The organism is Candidatus Bathyarchaeota archaeon (assembly GCA_018396705.1).
In the GTDB taxonomy this organism is placed as follows: Archaea; Thermoproteota; Bathyarchaeia; order Bathyarchaeales; family Bathycorpusculaceae; genus DRVP01.
The window spans coordinates 188,125-206,058 of the sequence record JAGTQZ010000006.1; the positions used below are offsets into that span (position 1 = coordinate 188,125).

Annotated in this window: 15 protein-coding genes; 8 read left to right on the forward strand and 7 right to left on the reverse strand. The window is 44.4% G+C overall.

The window, feature by feature from the left end; translation table 11 throughout:
- Positions 1-426 precede the first annotated feature (426 nt).
- Positions 427-1,521, reverse strand: coding sequence for a hypothetical protein (locus tag KEJ24_07505; protein ID MBS7647667.1), 1,095 nt, complete (start codon positions 1,519-1,521; stop codon positions 427-429).
- Positions 1,506-2,279 carry a hypothetical protein gene (locus KEJ24_07510; protein ID MBS7647668.1) on the reverse strand — a complete coding sequence of 258 codons (774 nt, stop codon included), beginning with the start codon at positions 2,277-2,279 and terminating at the stop codon, positions 1,506-1,508. The genes KEJ24_07505 and KEJ24_07510 overlap by 16 nt, the downstream gene beginning before the upstream one ends.
- An 84-nt stretch (positions 2,280-2,363) precedes the next feature.
- On the opposite strand from KEJ24_07510, the gene KEJ24_07515 reads away from it, so the two are divergent.
- From KEJ24_07515 to KEJ24_07535, 5 genes are all read left to right on the forward strand, one after another.
- A complete protein-coding gene (locus KEJ24_07515) occupies positions 2,364-2,522 on the forward strand; it encodes a ribbon-helix-helix protein, CopG family (protein MBS7647669.1) in 159 nt (52 codons plus the stop codon).
- Between the two features lie 400 nt (positions 2,523-2,922).
- Positions 2,923-4,302 carry an MATE family efflux transporter gene (locus KEJ24_07520; GenBank protein ID MBS7647670.1) on the forward strand — a complete coding sequence of 460 codons (1,380 nt, stop codon included), beginning with the start codon at positions 2,923-2,925 and terminating at the stop codon, positions 4,300-4,302.
- A 311-nt stretch (positions 4,303-4,613) separates the two neighbouring features.
- Complete coding sequence (locus tag KEJ24_07525; protein ID MBS7647671.1) at positions 4,614-5,582, forward strand: sodium:calcium antiporter; 969 nt, start codon at positions 4,614-4,616, stop codon at positions 5,580-5,582.
- Between the two features lie 72 nt (positions 5,583-5,654).
- Positions 5,655-6,860: an MFS transporter gene (locus KEJ24_07530; protein ID MBS7647672.1), complete on the forward strand. Its 1,206-nt coding sequence runs from the start codon at positions 5,655-5,657 to the stop codon at positions 6,858-6,860.
- 396 nt (positions 6,861-7,256) lie between these two features.
- Positions 7,257-9,230: a sodium-translocating pyrophosphatase gene (locus KEJ24_07535; GenBank protein MBS7647673.1), complete on the forward strand. Its 1,974-nt coding sequence runs from the start codon at positions 7,257-7,259 to the stop codon at positions 9,228-9,230.
- A gap of 28 nt (positions 9,231-9,258) precedes the next feature.
- On the opposite strand, the gene KEJ24_07540 is transcribed toward KEJ24_07535, so the two are convergent.
- From KEJ24_07540 to KEJ24_07555, 4 genes are all read right to left on the reverse strand, one after another.
- Entirely contained in the window at positions 9,259-10,473 is a 1,215-nt protein-coding gene (locus tag KEJ24_07540; protein MBS7647674.1) for a trypsin-like peptidase domain-containing protein, read from the reverse strand.
- A 14-nt stretch (positions 10,474-10,487) separates the two neighbouring features.
- Entirely contained in the window at positions 10,488-11,270 is a 783-nt protein-coding gene (locus KEJ24_07545) for an ATP-binding cassette domain-containing protein (protein MBS7647675.1), read from the reverse strand.
- Complete coding sequence (locus KEJ24_07550; GenBank protein ID MBS7647676.1) at positions 11,263-12,633, reverse strand: ABC transporter permease; 1,371 nt, start codon at positions 12,631-12,633, stop codon at positions 11,263-11,265. The genes KEJ24_07545 and KEJ24_07550 overlap by 8 nt, the downstream gene beginning before the upstream one ends.
- A 149-nt stretch (positions 12,634-12,782) precedes the next feature.
- Positions 12,783-13,316 carry a hypothetical protein gene (locus KEJ24_07555; GenBank protein ID MBS7647677.1) on the reverse strand — a complete coding sequence of 178 codons (534 nt, stop codon included), beginning with the start codon at positions 13,314-13,316 and terminating at the stop codon, positions 12,783-12,785.
- A gap of 173 nt (positions 13,317-13,489) precedes the next feature.
- On the opposite strand from KEJ24_07555, the gene KEJ24_07560 reads away from it, so the two are divergent.
- The 3 genes from KEJ24_07560 (at position 13,490) to mgtA (ending at position 17,433) form a co-directional block, all read left to right on the forward strand.
- The gene (locus KEJ24_07560) at positions 13,490-13,792 is read left to right on the forward strand and encodes a winged helix-turn-helix transcriptional regulator (GenBank protein MBS7647678.1); all 303 of its coding nucleotides are present in this window, start codon (positions 13,490-13,492) and stop codon (positions 13,790-13,792) included.
- Between the two features lie 17 nt (positions 13,793-13,809).
- Positions 13,810-14,265, forward strand: a complete 456-nt coding sequence (locus tag KEJ24_07565; protein ID MBS7647679.1) for a hypothetical protein — start codon at positions 13,810-13,812, stop codon at positions 14,263-14,265.
- A gap of 186 nt (positions 14,266-14,451) precedes the next feature.
- Positions 14,452-17,433 (forward strand): magnesium-translocating P-type ATPase, encoded by a 2,982-nt coding sequence (gene mgtA / locus KEJ24_07570; protein MBS7647680.1) that lies wholly within the window; start codon positions 14,452-14,454, stop codon positions 17,431-17,433.
- 160 nt (positions 17,434-17,593) lie between these two features.
- Here the strand turns inward: mgtA and KEJ24_07575 are convergent.
- Positions 17,594-17,934: hypothetical protein (locus KEJ24_07575; GenBank protein MBS7647681.1), on the reverse strand; the 341-nt coding region annotated here is incomplete at its 5' end.

Below are 17,934 nucleotides of genomic sequence, written 5' to 3' on the forward strand. Positions count from 1 at the left end.
ATCCGGAACATCTCTACAATCGTTTTCCATGACCAATGTTGAAGCTCCACATGTGCAAACAAAATCCTAAAAACAGAAAGGCCTTTCGAAACACGGTAACTCCAACTTAGAACATATACACTCATCAGATGCTCAAGCCGCAAGGCTTTCGGAGGCGTCACATCGGGTTAGGAAGTTTATTTACAAGGGGTGCATAGCGCATAGCGATACATAGCATGCAAACCCCTTGTTTTGATGAACGGTTAGGATCTGTGTACGCAACAAACCAGCACCCAAGCCTGTACATGAGACGACAAAGCGTATGTTGAGGTTCCTAAACCATCCATTAGCCGTACACAACACCAGTAGATGGAAAGCCAAATAAACCGACTTACATTTATGGTGGCCAAGTTCCGCATGGGGTGAGGTCGCGGCGTCTGTTTTAGACTATTGTACTTTGGGTTGCAGCAACGCTGTACGGATTTTCTCCGCCAGCAATGGAAGGGCGCTTTCAATTTCAGCCATGTCCCTCTTCAGCTGCTCTATGATGCGATCTCGCTCAATTTTCTGCTTTAATATGGCTGGGCTGCCCTTTAATTTTTGTTTTAAATCTTTTGTTGCGATTTTTAGTTCTTTTTTGAGGTTTTCCTCAAGTATTTGGTATTGGAGGGCGGCTTCCGGCTCCTTAGCAGGGTAGTCCTTCCAGCCGAGCCACTGCCATGCATTCCAGTCAACCTCTATGGTTATGGTTGCGTTATCCAAGAGTCTGATCCTGTAGGGGGATGACAGTGCCAATATGGCGTCAAGCAGCTCAATAACTTTAGAGATGATTTTGGTTTTTGCATCTTCCATGCGTTTTCTGGCATCTTCTATATGCTTGTCCCATACGCCTCTAATGCTTACACTATTAAGCCACTCAGCCTGGAACTGGCTGACATTCATGCAGACAAGCGTGAGGATTTGCCTCCAGTAAAGGTCTTCCTCGCTGCTAAGCCTCTTGAACTTCTGGTAGTCCTCTTCGGCTTGCCTGTAAAAGTTCATGTAACCCTCAAGTTCAACGCTGTTGAGTATGGACTTAAGCGTCTTACTCCTTTCCTCAGCCCATTCCGTAGGCGTCAACACACGTCCGTCGCGGCAAACAACCCAAACTTCATCGGCGACACCCGCAAGTTTTAGGGCTTTCCAGCCCATCCTATCCTGTGTGGCTAGCACAAACTTGGCTGTAGGATAAACGTCCATGATAGCCCTCCTCCTATTGCTAACTGCTTTCTTGTCGGGTGCTCTTTCGCATTCAACAAAGAGCCCAAGCGTTCTCTCGTGAATGTCAACGCATATGCTTTCTCCATAGCCGCAGTTAACTGACGTTTCGAAGCTTATGTCCCTGTATCCGTTGTCCCATAGGTATTTGGCAACATGGAGCCTCAATATCTCGTGGGCCGCTGAGTTCTTCCTTGGAACCGCGTCATAAGCCTCTTTTAAAGGGGCTGGCATGGTCTCAATAATGCTTTCCAAAAGCGTTTTTCGTCTCACCTCAACCTGCACGCGCCAACCTCCCTTAAGGCTTCAACAACAGCTGAGACGGCTCTTGGAAGGCTTTCAGCTAGGCCTTCGAAGAAACCGTCAAGGATTTTCTGTGGGTTGCTTACTGCAGCGGATCCGTTGAAGTCTAGACTGTGATTGCAGCCTGCCACTTCACCGTTGAGCAACTTTAATCCCCTTGTTATAGCCGAGGAAATGTACATGCAGAGCAGGTTTTCCAGGCTTTCACCCTTTAACGTGAAAACCTGGCGCATACTAACCCTCCAAACTATGAGGATGGCGTTTGGATGGTCCATGAGATACCTGAAAAGCTGCGCCAAGCTTATGCCCCTTCCAGTCTTAACCTCAACAACAACTAAGGACGCATTAGCTTCAATGATGGCTCCGAAGCCGCAGGGTTTAACCGCGACGTCGACAACTCCATAGTCACCACGGCCCTCACAGCAAACTCTTAGATTTTCACCCACCAAAGAGCACATCAACGCTCCAGATAAGAGGTTCACTGCAAAATCGTGGATTTCCCTGTAAAGTAAATCTACACCATCGCGCATACGCATCTGCGTCAAAGCCTTCCTCAAGCAACCTAAACAACTAAACCTCAGCAATGAATCCACAATGAAAGCTTTCCTAGGCCTTCCAGCACTATCAAACAAACCGAACTTTACAGCTAAGCGATCACAAACATCGTCCAAGCAGTCCCTAAGACGTTCAAGCAGATCGTGTTTTCTCGGCTCAATGAATTCTGTTCCCGTCTTTTCCATATACTCTTTTCTACCCCAATAGGGTATAATAGAGCATATTTGCTTAAATACTTTGCGGTATAATAGAGCAAAATGAGGTAAACAATGGGGAGGAAAATAAAGACAAGCATAGCCCTAGACGAAGAGCTCCTAGCATGGATTGACAAACTCGTAGCCTCCAAACGCTTCGCCAACAGAACACACGCAATAGAATACGCCCTCCAAAGGCTCAAAGAACGAGCCAAAGAAGAACTAAACATATAAAACACACCTAACTAATAATAAATCATCATACCAGCTCTTCAAGCAAACATAATAAACATTGAAACATAAGCGACAAAAAAGAACACGGTTACTCCAACATACAACTTTAGACTTAAAAGTGGAACCTTAAATCGCTTTGCAGCGTGTCTTGACGTCGTGCTCATGGGCGGGCACGCTAAAAACTCTTAGTTTTAACAAAAGTTGGTCTTTTAAAAAGGTAAGAAATATCTTTAGACGCTGCTAATGGAAACGCGACTGAAGACTTATGAAATTTTTAAAGATGTCACTTGAATAAGGTGCTGAGGTTGATGCCTTTATAGGCAAAGCGAAAGTTTTAAACGTTAAGCTGTTGTATAGCGCTTCTTTCCGCAGATGTTTGTGGCTGTTGCTGGTGGAGTGTTTGGCGGGCGATGAGAGCAGGAGGTTGGATTATCAGAGAGCCGAGGCTATGGGAAGGGAGAAAATTTCTAGGCTTTTGGCACGTTTCTCGGTGCCTGCCATTATTGCCAACGAGGGGGAAGCATTTTACGAATTATTTGATGCCATATGGTGCGGGCGCATCGGCACGGAAGCACTTGCCGCTTTGACTGTTGCTGGCCCGTTAATGGCGATATATAGGGCTATAGGCGCTGGAATAGCTGTTGGAAGCGCTTCTTTGGTTGCTAGGCGTCTTGGAGCCGGAAAAAGGGATGAAGCTAATAAGGCTGTATGCAACAGCATAACACTGTTTTTTGTTGTGAGCGGGTTAGCAACTCTCATCTGCCTATTAGGATTGGGATTCTTGATTAGGCTTTTCGGTGCGACAGAAGACGTTTTTCCCTACGCTTATAGTTACATGTTTGTTGAAACGTGTTCTATGCCTGTGGACTTCTTTTTGGTTGTTGCTGCAGAGCTTGTTAGGGCTCAGGGAAGCCCAGCCATTGCAAGTGCAGGGTTAATTTTATCAAACATAGCCGACCTAGTTTGGAGCCCAATCCTAGTTTTTGGAGTTGGTCCCTTCCCAGCCTTGGGTATTGCCGGTGCAGCACTAGGAACGCTGATAGGACGCGCCATAGGATCAGCCCTATTAACACCTTATTTAGCGTTTAAAACCATATATAGGTTTAAACTCGCCTATTTCAAACCAGATTTTAGAACTATCACTGAAATCTACAGCGTTGGAGCATCCAGCACTTTGAGGATGATAGCCGTTTCCATATCTCAAATACTAGCCTGCATAGCAGCGTCCTCCTTCGGAACCATCCCATTAGCTGTTCTAGGCGTTCTATTCAGAATTAACAGGCTGAACTTTGCGTTCTGTACAGGCTTAAGCCAAGCCGTGGTTCCGCTTGTTGGATACAACTATGGAGCACAAAAGAAAGAGCGTATCCGCGAAATCGTAGTCAAAGCCATATCAGTCGGCTTTGCATGGGGAACATTATGGTATGTAGCGGTCATGCTTTTTCCAACACAAACATTGTTGCTGTTCACCACAGACCCGGAATTCCTAAGCGTAGGTGTATCCGCGCTACAAATTTTTGCCATAACCTTCCTAACAATGTCGGAAGTGATAATAAGCGCCTTCTTCCAAGGAATAGGAAAGGCAACATCAGCCCTAATTGTAACCTCAGCCCGTCAATTCATATTTCTAATACCCTGCCTCCTCACACTACCCTATCTGCTTGGCCTAAACGGGCTGTGGCTAGCATACCCCGTAGCAGGAATGCTAGCTCTCACACTAGGTTCAGCCTTAACATTTCTTGAATTTCAAAAATTAAAGCCCAATAAAACCTCCACCTAAAATCTAAAATGACAGCGTATTTCTTTTAGCGTCTCTTAACAGAATTATGCTATGCTTGCAGATTGCTGTGAAAGATATTTGTTAGGTGATTTTTGATGTTAATTAAGATTTGTGACGTTCGAATATAGGCTTGGCAGGGTTCTTTCTCGAATAAGGGTTGCGGTTGAAATATTTTCGAGTTTTTGGGCGTAACTTTTATCTTTTTGAGGTAAACCCTTCAGTTGAAATTATACATGTGGGAAAGCGATGATAGACATGTTGCACCCATTGAAGATTTATGATGTCTAAACTGATTTTTGGGGTTGATTGAATTGTTTGAGTGGTTTGGTTTGGCTGGAAATATCCTTATCTTTTTGGTTTCGCTTTTTATTCTTGATCGTGCAAGCGATTTGGCTGTTGATAACGCTGTTATAGTTGCGGAGATAACTGGTTTGGGAAAGACAACTATAGGTTTTATGCTTGTTGCGATGACTACAACGTTGCCTGAACTAAGCGTTTCTGTTTTAACAGCAATAGGCGTAGAAGATATAGGCGTGGCTGTTGGAAACGCTTTAGGCTCAAATGTTGTGAACATATGCCTCATACTTGGGGCAGCATTTTTAATAGTGTCCTTAAAGAATTCGGAAGCATCCATTGCAGTTAAGGAGGAGGTGGAAACGCTTTACTTTGGGCTTTTCACAGCTTCAATTGTTCCCTTAATCCTCATCTACATTGGATATGCAAGCAGGATGATAGGCGTAATTCTCATAGCACTCTTCGCATACAACATATACAGACTCTCAAAGAGGAAGAAAAACGAAAACGAAACTCTTCCCCATCGAAAAGATGGAAAACTGAAGCGCCATGTGCTTTTAACAATGGCTGGAGTGATCGTTGTTGTGGCAAGCGCATACCTCATAATAGATTCAGCCTCATACATTGCTGAATGGATGGGAGTACCTCATGTGGTGATAGGCGCCACAATAGTTGCTTTTGGAACAAGCCTGCCGGAATTTGCAAACAGCCTAAAATCGTCCATGAAAGGGCAGGTTGAGCTTGCTTTAGGCAACATTGTTGGAAGCTGCTTCATAGATGTGACGCTTATCCTCGGAGTCGCTTTTATAGGTCAAAATTTCAGAGTGAACATGGCAGCCTACACGGGCTTAGCCACATTTGCCCTCATAGCATCTTTAATCCTATGGTATTTTATTTCAAACAAAAGGATAAGCTGGAAGGAAGGAGCAACTCTACTCTTCTTATACGTGGTGTTTCTTGTGGAAATTTTCGGCCACGGATCCTAGAAACATAAAAGGAGACTCACGCTTCGTTACGTTACAATGTTTGGGTGTAAAGGTAAAGGTTTTAATTGTGCGTTGGTTAGCCATCTAGTTATGTGGCGTTTGGGCTTTATCTTCCATGAAATGGCTTTCGGTTTATTATCTGTTTTTCTTCCATTATATGTAATTGCGATTGGCGGCTCGCTTATCGACATTGGCGTAATGTCCGCACTTGCCCTGTTCTTGGCTATTCCAGCCTCATTCTTTTGGGGCTACATCTGCGACAAAACAAGGCGTTATAAGCGTTTTATCCTCCTATCATTTTTGTCTTCGGCGATCATCCTATACCTTTTCACGTTTACATCGAATGTTGAATTACTGATAATTCTATATGTCATTATGTCTGTTCTTCATGTTGCCCATGAACCTCCTAAAAACGTGTTGATTGCCGAACTTTACACGCGTGAGGAATGGGAGAAAACCTTCGCGCTTTATGAAGGCTTTACAGAGATCGGGTGGCTTTTTGGACTGCTTTTAGGATTTTTCATGTCAGCCCTTGGAATTGGAGCAGTTTTCACTCTGCTTTTATGCAGTGGCCTAAACTTGGCCGCATTCATTTTGTCCACCGTTTTAGTGAGAGACCCCATTCTGATATTGGAGAGAGCCTTAGTGGCGATGGAGAAGACTGTAGACTTCGCATGCAAAGGGATAACCGTTGCTTGCAGAATCTTTGATGGACTATTCTTAAATGAGAGTCTCGAGAGGGAAAATTTGAAGGCTTTCTGCGGTGGCTTAATCCTTTTCTCCTTGGCGACAAGCATGCTTTTTACTCCACTGCCAGTTTTCCTCTCTCAAGGATTAGCCCTCTCGCAGAGTTTAGTTTTCGCCTTGTATGCGCTGAATTCTACAGGAAGCATTTTAGGCTACTTCTTGGCATGTCGAAATTCAGATAGAAGCGTGGAGAAATCTGCTTTAAACAGAATCGCTATTTCTAGAAGCATGTTAACATTTCTCTTAATACTCACTATTCAACCATTCGCATTCAGAGTAGCCCTTGCAACAACAATATTGATTCTTATGGGTTTCATTTACGCCTTATTTCTCGTTGCCACACTTGCGTTGTCCATGGAGCTTCTGCCTCAGGGAAAGGCAGGCATATTCAACGCATTGGTAGGTGTGGGTGGGGCCACAGGTTCTTTCATAGGCCCATTCCTCGCTGAAAAATTAGGGTTCGCTTACGTGTTTCTAACAACTGGCATAGTTTTCTTCTTTGCCTACGTAGCCTTCAAAATCTTTAACTGAAATCTTTCAATGACAAAGCAACAAAAATGGGGAAGAAGTTGCGAGATTTTTAAGCTGAATGTTATGTGCATGTGCTTGTTGCTGGTTTACTTTCTTCAGCCTTCTTCTCTTCACTTTTCTCCTCACCCTTCTTCTTTCCCTTCTTTGGCAAACCAGTCGCCTCCTTCTAAGCTTAATGGGGCTAAACGCTTTTAGCCCAAAAGTGAGGGGCTAACCATCACTTAAAAAGCTTTTCTATTGGTGTTGATGTTTTATTTCGTGAATGCTGTTTGGATTACGGTCATTTGCTTCACATTTTGGGAGTGTGCGGTGTTACTGTGATATGTTTATAAGCTTATGCTTGTAATTGCTTTTGGCGTGGGAACATGGTTTAAGGGGTTAAGGCTGCGTTGACAGATGGACTTAATATGTGTTGTGCTTGCGGTTGGAGTCTTCGCCATGCTTGTTGTTGCTTACCTAGCTTCGGGCATCCTGAAAGAGTCTGCTGGAACCCCTAGAATGATTGAGATAGCTGGTTATATTCGAGAAGCCACTAAGGCTTTCGTGAGGCGACAATACAAAACAATCGCGGGTTTTATTGTCTTGTTAACTATTCCGCTTGCAATTTTTGACTATAGAATTGCAGTCACGTTTGTTTTAGGCGCTGTTACTTCTCTATTGGCTGCCTATATAGGGTTGCATGTGGCTGTTGAGGCGAATGTGCGGACAGCAAACGCGGCTGGTTCATCCTCATCGAGGGCATTCGCCTTAGCGTTCAGCGGTGGAGCTGTCATGGGGCTTTCGGTTGTAGGCTTAAGCCTAATAGGGGTTGGAGCCCTTTATCTGCTCTATCAAAACCCAACGTTGATTGTCGGCTTCGGATTTGGAGCAAGCCTTGCCGCGCTTTTCGCCCAGCTTGGAGGTGGAATATTCACGAAGGCAGCTGATATGGGAGCAGATCTTGTAGGCAAAATTGAACAGCATATACCTGAGGATGATCCGCGTAATCCTGCTGTTATCGCTGATCTGGTTGGAGATAATGTTGGGGACTGCGCGGGCAGAGGCTCAGACCTCTTCGAGTCCCTAAGCGATGATTATATCACGGCGATCATGCTTGGCACCTTGCTGCTGGGTCGCCTTGGAATAACCGCTGTAGCTTTTCCATTGCTTCTAGGGGCTTCTGGAATTTTAGCGACGGTTATTGGCGTTTTCTTCGTAAGGGTGTGGAAGAGGACAGGGATCGTCGTGACCTTTAATTTGGGGCTTCTTATAACTGCATTCTGCTGTGTTTTTGGCGCTTTAATTTCCTGTTTAGTCACATTGGGAGACATAAGCGTCTTTTACAGTGTTGTCGGCGGTTTAGCGGCGAGCCTAGCCGTTGGAGTTGTCGTGCAGTATTACATGGGGATCAATGGTAGAGTTGTCCGGAGGGTGGCTGAATCCTCCGAGCGTGGAGCCGCCGTAAACGTTTTGACAGGCTTATCTTACGCTTTCCAAAGTCCGTTTATGCCAATCCTATTCGTTTTAGGCGCCATTGTCTTCGCTTATTTAATTACAGGCTGCTCCCTTTACGGGGTGTTGGGAGCAAACCTTGGAACAGATTTGGCTGCAGGCTTCATAATGTCAAGCGACACTTTCGGGCCGATATGCGACAACGCCCTCGGCATAGCTAAAATGTCCAGAAATGAAAGGTGCAGTGGAAGCCTTGAGGAGCTTGACGGTTTAGGCAACACGACGAAGGCTTACACAAAAGCCTTTGCAACAGCCTCCGGGACAGTTTCAACAATCGTTATTTTCGCCGCATACGGCGAAATGGTGAAGCTTCATGAAGCAAGCCAAGGCGTTTTAAACCCAATATTCATAGCAGGCCTTCTTTTAGGCGCAGCCCTCCCATTCATCTTCTCTTCTCTTGCCATTGGGGCGGCTGGAAAAACGGCTTACCAAATGATTGACGAGGTTAGAAGGCAGTTCAGAGAAAACCCAGACATAATTGAGGGGAAAGCCAAGCCTAATTATGCCCGGTGCGTTGACGTAGCCACAAAACAAGCCCTTAAAAGGATGATGATGCCCGGAATTTTAGCGGTTGCCTCTCCAGTCATAGTTGGGTTAGTGTTAGGTAAATATGCTTTAGGCGCCATGCTGCTGGGCGGACTGGCAACTTCAGCTCTGCTAGCGTCTTTCTTCACCTTCGGCGGAGGCATATGGGACAACGCCAAAAAGCATGTTGAAAGAAAATTCTGGATGAGGGGCACGCCAACCCATGAAGCTGCGGTTATAGGCGACACTGTAGGCGACCCATTGAAAGACGTTGCAGGGCCATCCCTAAACATATTCATGAAACTGACAAGTATAACGGCGCTGTTAATAGCGCCCCTACTACTTATGCTATAAGCTGCGCTTGCAATGAATGGTTTTGATGTTATGGACGTGTTCCAAGGGTCAACGCAACCATCAATATTCGGCTTTCCCTAACTATTGTCAAGTTTATTGTCTGTCCAGGCGTTGTTTCTTCTTCAAGGTATGTTGAAAGAGCGTCTGCGTCAATTATTCTTGTTCCGTTTACGGCTATTATGATGTCGCCTCCGACAGTTATGGTCTCTCCATCAATGGTGACGCGTTTGGTTCCACCCCTTAAGCCCGCCTTGTCCGCTGGCCCCCCATTTGCAACCTGGGTTATAAGCCACCCGTAAGTGACGTTTATGCCCATGGCTTTTGCTATTTCATAGTTCATGTCCACTCCTGCAGCGCCAAGCCATGGATGCTTGTTATAATAGCCCATGGTTACGAGATCGGCGATTTCTCGGAGGATTGTGTTGGATGGTATTGCAAAGCCCAATCCTTGAGAGCCGCTTACGATGGCTGTTGTAACGCCGACAACTTGGCCTTGAGGGTTTAAGAGGGGCCCGCCAGAGTTTCCTGGGTTTAATGGAGCGGTTGTTTGGATGACGTTGGCTATTAGGTATCCGCCTGTCTGCTCCTCAGTTATTGTTCTGCCAAGCGCGCTTACTATGCCAATGCTCATGGAGCCAGCCAGCCCATATGGGTTGCCTACAGCAACAACAACGTCGCCAACTTTCAGCGTTGATGAACTAACAATTTCAAGGGGTTTAAATTCGCATGGGGGCGCATTAACTGAAAGCACGGCTAAGTCCACGTAGGGATCTGAACCGAGAACGGTTGCCGCATACCCATTTCCGTTAATGAATGTAACTGTTAAGTTTATTGCATTTTGAACTACGTGATAGTTTGTGATGACAACCATTTGTCCTGAAAAATTGTAGACGAATCCTGAACCCTGCACTTGGGTATAGTATGGACGGCGGAAAACATCATATTGAATCATTACACCACGAATTATTACAACGGAATCTTTAACTTTCTCATATAAATCCGAAAGTGAAATGTTTTCTCCTAAAATGTACGTGTTATTAATGATGGTCTGCATTGTTTGAAGGTTTGCAGCCTGCTGTTTGAGGATTGACAGTTCATGCTCTAAATTGCTGATTCTTTCGGATAGATACAAATTGCCAATTAGATAACCTGCAATTCCTCCCACAATCAAACTTGTTATGGCTAATGCAATTAGCAGGATTATTGAAAAACTTTTTAAGCCAAGCTTTTGAGTGTTCTCCATCTTTTCACCTCATCTTATAGTTTTCTGCCGCAGTGAGGACAGAAAATGTGGTCTACTTGAACCTCTCTGCCGCAGGCGGGACATGCGAGCTTTTCTTTAGCCAACAGTCCCATTTTCTCTTTTGTCAGAAGTTTTCCGTCGCTTAGAAAGAGCACTCTGCGTGCATGGGAAGCTATTGCACTATCATGGGTAACCATTACGATGGTTGTTCCTTGCTCAACATTTAACTTGCCTAGGAGCCTTATTATTTCATATTTTGTTTTTGCGTCCAAGTTGCCAGTTGGCTCGTCTGCCAGTATGATGGCCGGGTCGTTTGCTAAAGCCCTTGCAATGGCGACTCTCTGCTGTTCTCCGGCGCTAAGGCGCAATGGCTTATGGTTTTCTCTTTCAGCTAAACCGACAAGTCTCAGAAGTTCTCGCGCTCTTTTCCGCATTTCCTCCTTTGATTTTCCAGTGCCCTCCATTGGAAGCTCAACATTTTCTAACGCGCTTAAGTACGGGAGTAAATTGAAGGTTTGGAAGATAAAGCCAACCTTGTATCGCCTAATCTTATACAGCTCTTTTTCTGGCACTAAAGTGACATCCACACCGTCAAGAATCACTTTTCCACCGGTCGGTCTGTCAAGGCAGCCTAGAATGTTGAGCAGCGTAGTTTTGCCAGAGCCTGAAGGCCCCATTATAGAGACGAAATCTCCCCTTTTCACTTTCAAGTTTACGTCTGAAAGGGCGCGGATACTTCGTCCTCCAAGCCTGTAAATTTTTTCAAGTTTCTCCGTTTCCAATACAAACTCACTCATACCTCAACGCCTCCACAGGCGATATTCTCGAAGCCCTCCAAGCGGGGTACAGGCTTCCTAAAGCGCCTAAAACTGCGGCCACGCAGATTGCCAACAAAATTAGCTGTGGGCTCAATGTGACCGTACTATAATTTTGTGTTCCACCAACACTGGGATATTGCGTCTGGAATGGACGTGCAGGACGCTGTGCGCCGAACAGGTTTAGCTGTGGGAGCAGTAGTGACGATAGGAACGGTGCAGCTATGCTTCCTATTAAGACCCCGGCAACTCCTCCTATTACGCCTATTAGCATGCCCTCAAGCATGAATTGGTTCATGATATTCCAGTTGCTGAATCCTAGAGCCTTCAATATGCCTATTTCCCTTGTCCTTTCACGGACCGAGTAAAGCATCACAAAGAATACGATTAGGCTTGTGGCTGCAACCGCAATTATGATCAGCTGAGTTGCAGTTGACTGTGCTTGGGCTATGGAAGACTCAGCATTGCTTAATGTCTGCGTGTACATCTCTTGCATACGCTGAAGGTTTGCCAAACGATCCTGATAGCTTGTCACATAGAGTTCAGGATACATCGCCTTAATTACATCAGCCACTTGGGTTGCAATAGAGGCGTCGTTCACGTACACATATAATTTGTTTATCTTCCCAACGAGTCCTGTAGCTCTTTGGGCGCTTGAAAGTTCCATGTAAACGGTTCTAGCTTGGCTTGTTGATTCAAAAATGCCCTTAACCACGAAATATTCACCGTTAATCTCTACAACATCGCCTACTCCAGCTTCAAAGTAACTGGTAAGGTTTGAGCTTATGAGGATGTAGTCGTTGTCGCCTTCAGAAAGGCTTTCTCCCTCAGTAATATTTGTCGGCAACACCGAATACTCAGCAAGCATAGAAGCGTTAAGATAAACGCCTATTATCGTATAGGCTGGCCTATAAATTGTTCGAGTTCCGAAGGGAGTGTTTATAGTTTCTTGGATAGTTTCGCTTGAGGACGTTTCGAGGAAAGGAATGATTGCTTTTACTCCGTCAATAGAATATATCTCATTCACTATTGTCTCGTTCACATAGGTCTGGTTGAAGCCGCCAAAGAAGCCGTCAGGTCTGAACATCTGCATTCCTCTGCTTGGGGTTGTGCTACACTCGATTAGGGTTGCCGTTTTGCTTATTTCCTCCTGCATTGCGGTGATTGTGTTGGCGAAGTTTTCAGCAATCCTTTGCATTGACTCTTGGTTTGCCATAATGCCAGCCGGTATGGAAACCATAATTGCCATGGAAAAGCCTAAAGCCAAAACAACTAATAGTGTCCGAACCTTCCTCCTTGAAATATTTTTTAAAGCCCTTGACAGTGCACCCAAAGCCTTCACCATCAAACTGTTAGCTTTGTTAATGCGAAAAGCCATGTCTAATATGAGGATTTTCCAAAATTATACCAAAATGTTGCCACAATCGAACGTGCACACAAGATTTGTCAAAATAAAAGGGGAAGGAGAAGAGAGAAAAGGTTTCTCGCCGTTTACTAGGGCTTTTCGATTATCGTTAATGTTAAAATTGCTATTTTCGTGACCTTTCCTTGTTCCAAGTCTACCCAAACCATCGCTCGTCCAGCCGTGTCTTTCTCTAACACTACAATGGCGGTTGTAGCCTTCGTTGCGACGGTGCCGTCTCCTTCAACGACCATTTTGATTATCGGTTTGACACTTGTAATGTTGTACCCATCGTTTAGGAGATTTTGGACATCAGCGTCGTTTTTAGCTATGCTAATCACGTTTTCCTTGTATTCCTCGCTGACTTCAATGAATCCACGGTTAAAGCAGCCTCGTCCACGCATCCATCCACGAGGTATTGCAGGTTTTTCTACCGTCACGTTGCCGTTGGTCCATTCTGCAAAGCCGAAACCACCCCAGCCAAACCAACCTTGCATATCTCCACTGCTGTTGATGGGTTGACATGTGTTGGCCGTTGAGTATGCATTTAGAATTACAGCGCCCATTACTGCAACTGCAACCATAAACAATAACGCTATTACGGCTTTTCTCCTTTCTATCTTCAACCACCTCCATCACCATTGCGGTGCGCGCCAACGGATACATCATTTGCAATTTATTAAAGGGTTTTTCAGAATTAAACCAAAATATCGCCATAATTGAGCTCCACCTTAAAAGGTGACGAAACACCTATAGCTATCAAATCTAAGGAGAATAGGAATGCTTGGAGCTGCCTTAGATGTCCGCTGGCACTCGCCCCCTCAAATATCTTCTCGGTTGGTTGATAGCTGGCACCAGAGGGGGCTTGACACGCGCAAAAATAATCCAAGCCTTAAAGGAAACTCCACAAAACGCGAACCAGTTGGCAAATCTGCTTAAAATGGATTACAGAACCATAAGGCATCATCTGGAAGTCCTCGAGAGAAATAGGCTTATTGTGTCTGCTGGTGAAGGATACGGGAAAACATACTTCCTGTCTCCAATCATGGAGGAAAACTACGCCTTGTTTGAGGAGATTGTGAGGAAAATTTGGAAAAAGTAGAAAAGGAGGCGAAATAAATGGAGTATAAAATGAACCGAAATCCAAAAACTTGGTTGCTACTGGTGCTTATTCCAATTCTGGTGGTTGCTGCCGTACTAGCTGCTATATGGGCAACTTCAACCTTCTGGTATCCAAGACGCCCATGGCAACCGCCGGAAATCCCTCCATACGAAATTCCATGGGACATAGAATTCTTTTACATAGCTAAAACAGTCATTTCCACAATAAACGCCATCATTCTCACTTTCCTAATACTTGTGTATGTTGACATGTACAGAAAGACCCACTCAGAGTTCACAATAGGCCTAATAATATTTTCAGCTATACTTCTTCTTTATGCGTTGACTTCAAATCCAATAGTGATAAGAGCTTTCGGCTTCAGACTGTTTGGCTTGGGACCCTTCGCACTACTGCCAGACCTATTCACCTTCGCAGCCTTAATCATCCTACTATACTTAAGCATCAAATACTAACCCTAAAATGCTTTGACACACCCCATCGAGCTTCTCGATAATTATTTCAGTTAGTGTCTCCTAACCGAAACTGTTGTCAGTTTTAATTGTGGGTTTGTAGAAAGAATTTTTATGAAGGGTATGTCTGTAAAATGTAAGAGCCCAGCTTTGGAGGTTGTTCGGCGAGAATGGATGGTGGAAATGATGATGGGTCAGGATTTAGAAAGGTCAAATGTGGGCGAAGTTTTAGGCTGGGCTCTGCCGAGCACTGAAGAATTTTTAACTTTGCCGGTTGAGGAGCTTCTTTCACGCTTAAAGACTTCGTTGAATGGACTTTCCTCTGAAGAGGTGGAAAGGCGTCTTGAAGTTTTTGGCTATAATGAGCTTGTTAGGAGAAAGAGGAGAGCAATTGTCATTGATTTTCTTTCCCATTTCAAAAGTCCGTTGATAATAATTCTTCTTATCGCTGGGCTGGTTTCCGGCTTTTTTGGAGAGGTTATAAATGCAACTATTATATTTGCTATTGTGACGTTCAGCGTAGTCTTAGACTTTTATCAGGAGTCTAAGGCTGAAAGGGCTGCTGAAATGTTGAAGCAGAGGGTGGCGACAACAGCCACAGTTTTGAGGGACGGAGTTAAAAAAGAGGTTAGGCTTGCGGAGATAGTTCCCGGAGACATCACATTTCTTTCCGCAGGAGACATTGTGCCTGCAGACGCCCGAGTTATAAATGCAAAAGACTTGTTCGTGAACCAGTCTGCATTGACTGGCGAATCTTTTCCCGTTGAGAAGACTAGCTTGCCGCTGAAATCCTATGACTCGTCGATAACAGGGTGGAGCAACTATCTTTTTATGGGCACATCTATTGTAAGCGGGGCGGCAACAGCAGTTGTCGTTAAAACCGGCAGCCATACAGAGTATGGGAAAATTGCGAAGAGGCTTGTGGAAAGAGAAGTTGAGACGGAGTTCCAGAGGGGTATTCGAAGTTTTGGTTATATGATAATGCAGGTGACTTTTCTGCTTGTTCTTTTTGTATTTTTCATTAATGCCCTTTACATGAGAAGCGTGCTTGATTCACTTCTTTTTGCTGTGGCTTTGGCTGTGGGCTTGACGCCGGAGCTTCTGCCAATGATAATTTCAGTAAACCTCTCTAAGGGAGCGGTGTTGATGGCTAAGAAGGGTGTCATAGTCAAGCGATTAGCAGCCATACAAAATTTTGGAAGCATGGATGTCCTATGCACGGACAAAACTGGGACTTTGACGGAAAACCGGATAAAGCTTGTCTTGCACGTGGACCTTGACGGCAACGAAAGCGATAAGGTTCTGCTTTATTCCTACCTTAACAGCTATTACCAGACTGGGCTTAAAAGCCCCTTAGATGAGGCCATACTAAGATTTAGGGACGTGGATGTTAAGGGTTATAGGAAAGTTGATGAGGTTCCTTTTGATTTTGCCCGTAAACGTCTCTCCGTGGTTGTCGAGTATCAAAATCAACGGTTTATGATCACTAAGGGTGCTCCTGAAGAGGTTGCTAAGATCTGCTCCTTCTACGAGGTTGGAGAGGTTATAGCTGACATAACGGATGAAGTGCACAGAAATATCGAGCAAAAATATGTTGAGCTCAGCGCTGAGGGCTACAGGGTTTTAGCCGTAGCCTACAAGCGTTTAAGGGAGGACAAACCCATTTACACGGCAGGCGACGAAACGGAAATGGTGTTTTTAGGCTTCATAGCCTTCCTTGACCCGCCAAAAGAAACCGCGAGAGAAGCCTTACAGCTTCTTAAAAACGCCGGCATAGAGCTGAAAATTCTCACAGGCGACAATGAACTGGTAACAAGAAAAGTTTGTGAACACTTAGGCTTCGACATAAAAGGAGTTGTCACGGGAAGCGAAATTGCCCAAATGCATGATGACGCCCTCGCAAGAGTTGTCGAAGAAGCAAATGTGTTCTGCAGGGTTACACCAGCCCAGAAAGACAGAATAATGAATGCTTTAAAAGGTAACGGGCATGTTGTTGGGTTTCTAGGGGATGGGATCAATGATGCGCCATCTCTAAAAAGCGCGGATGTTGGCATATCTGTGGAAAACGCTGTTGACGTTGCAAAGGAATCCGCTGACATAATTCTCTTGCAGAATGATTTAACAGTGCTTCATGAGGGTGTTTTGGAGGGTAGGAAAACATTTGGTAACACTATGAAGTATATCATGATGGGTGTGAGCTCAAACTTTGGAAACATGTTCAGCGTTGCCGGCGCATCATTGTTTCTGCCTTTTCTGCCCATGTTGCCCATACAGATACTACTTAACAATTTGCTCTATGACTTTTCGCAGTTAACAATACCCACGGACGAGGTTGACCAAGAATACATTGAAAAGCCTAAAAGGTGGGACATATACTTCATTAGGCGGTTCATGGTGTGCCTTGGACCAGTCAGCTCCATCTTTGACTTTCTAACATTCTTTATAATGCTTTTCATTTTTAACGCTTCTGAGCCTTTGTTCCAAACCGCTTGGTTCATCGAATCCCTAACTTCACAGACTCTTGTAATTTTTGCCATTAGAACAAAGAAGTCGCCCTTCTGGAAAAGTAAGCCGAGTCGACTTTTGCTCCTCAGCAGCATAGCAATAATAACATTTGCGCTGATACTCCCTTACACGCCATTAGGAGAAATTTTCAGATTTGTAAAGCCTCCAGCAACCTTCTACATAGCATTGGCCGCAATCCTTGGCGCCTATGTGGCATTAGCTGAAATCATTAAAAGCTGGTTTTACAAGAAGTATGGCTACCGCCTAGAACAAACCCTAATCCCACCCAAAAAGATTGGGATATACCTCACCAAGACTGCAAAGCTCATCCAAAATGTTATAGCCACAATCTGTCTACGCCCAGAAGACAAAATAACGGTTGAATCCCTACTGGAAGACTTAGAAAGAAGTATGGAACATCCACTCGACTACGACCAAATAGGCCACACTATTCAATACTTAAAACGAGCAGGACTCATAAGCTTCGAGTGGCACCAAAGGAAAATAAAACGAGAAAAACCACTAAAAGAGTACGTAACAAAACAGCTAATGACCAGCGAACTATGGCCAAAAATATCCCAGGACTGGCATAAAATTACCAGAACCCTCAAAGAAAAACACGGAAAAGTAAACCCTGAATACCAAGAACTTCTATTTCAAGAATAGCCCCCTAAAACGTGCAAGCCTCATTCGTTTAGTCATCGCTAATAGAAACCTCGAGGATAAACGGAATGTTCGCTTTCTTCTGCTCGTTCTTCAGTTCTTATTTGTGATAATATTAATACTTTAGCATGCCTTTAAAAGTAGAAGCCTCCTTTACATAAAGCTAAATTGGTTCTTCCCAGTCTGTTTGACATCCATTTTCGGGTATCAAAATTACTGTGGTTTCATTTGGGAGCGGTGCCGTGAGGTTTTCTCTTATGTTTAATGGTTTAGACTTTACGTTGGCGTGGATTGCCACTTGTTTGTAAAATCTTTTTTCAATAGGGTGGTAGACCATCTGAAGCAAGCTTTTATATTTTCCGATATGAAATACTTTGGCTTTCTTTTTTATTTCCTCATCAACGGCTTTGACGGTGTCTATTATGGAGGCTTCATCTTTTAGGATAAGTTGAAAGGCTTGAGGGAAAAACTTGTTTATTTCTCGTTGACGGATAATTACTGTGA

Excerpts from the sequence above, each read along its gene's own strand:
- KEJ24_07510 (MBS7647668.1), bottom strand. The coding sequence starts at position 2,279 with ATGGAAAAGACGGGAACAGAATTCATTGAGCCGAGAAAACACGATCTG.
- KEJ24_07515 (MBS7647669.1), top strand. The coding sequence starts at position 2,364 with ATGGGGAGGAAAATAAAGACAAGCATAGCCCTAGACGAAGAGCTCCTA.
- KEJ24_07535 (MBS7647673.1), top strand. The coding sequence starts at position 7,257 with ATGGACTTAATATGTGTTGTGCTTGCGGTTGGAGTCTTCGCCATGCTT.
- KEJ24_07540 (MBS7647674.1), bottom strand. The coding sequence starts at position 10,473 with ATGGAGAACACTCAAAAGCTTGGCTTAAAAAGTTTTTCAATAATCCTG.
- KEJ24_07545 (MBS7647675.1), bottom strand. The coding sequence starts at position 11,270 with ATGAGTGAGTTTGTATTGGAAACGGAGAAACTTGAAAAAATTTACAGG.
- KEJ24_07550 (MBS7647676.1), bottom strand. The coding sequence starts at position 12,633 with ATGGTGAAGGCTTTGGGTGCACTGTCAAGGGCTTTAAAAAATATTTCA.
- KEJ24_07560 (MBS7647678.1), top strand. The coding sequence starts at position 13,490 with ATGTCCGCTGGCACTCGCCCCCTCAAATATCTTCTCGGTTGGTTGATA.
- KEJ24_07565 (MBS7647679.1), top strand. The coding sequence starts at position 13,810 with ATGGAGTATAAAATGAACCGAAATCCAAAAACTTGGTTGCTACTGGTG.
- mgtA (MBS7647680.1), top strand. The coding sequence starts at position 14,452 with ATGGGTCAGGATTTAGAAAGGTCAAATGTGGGCGAAGTTTTAGGCTGG.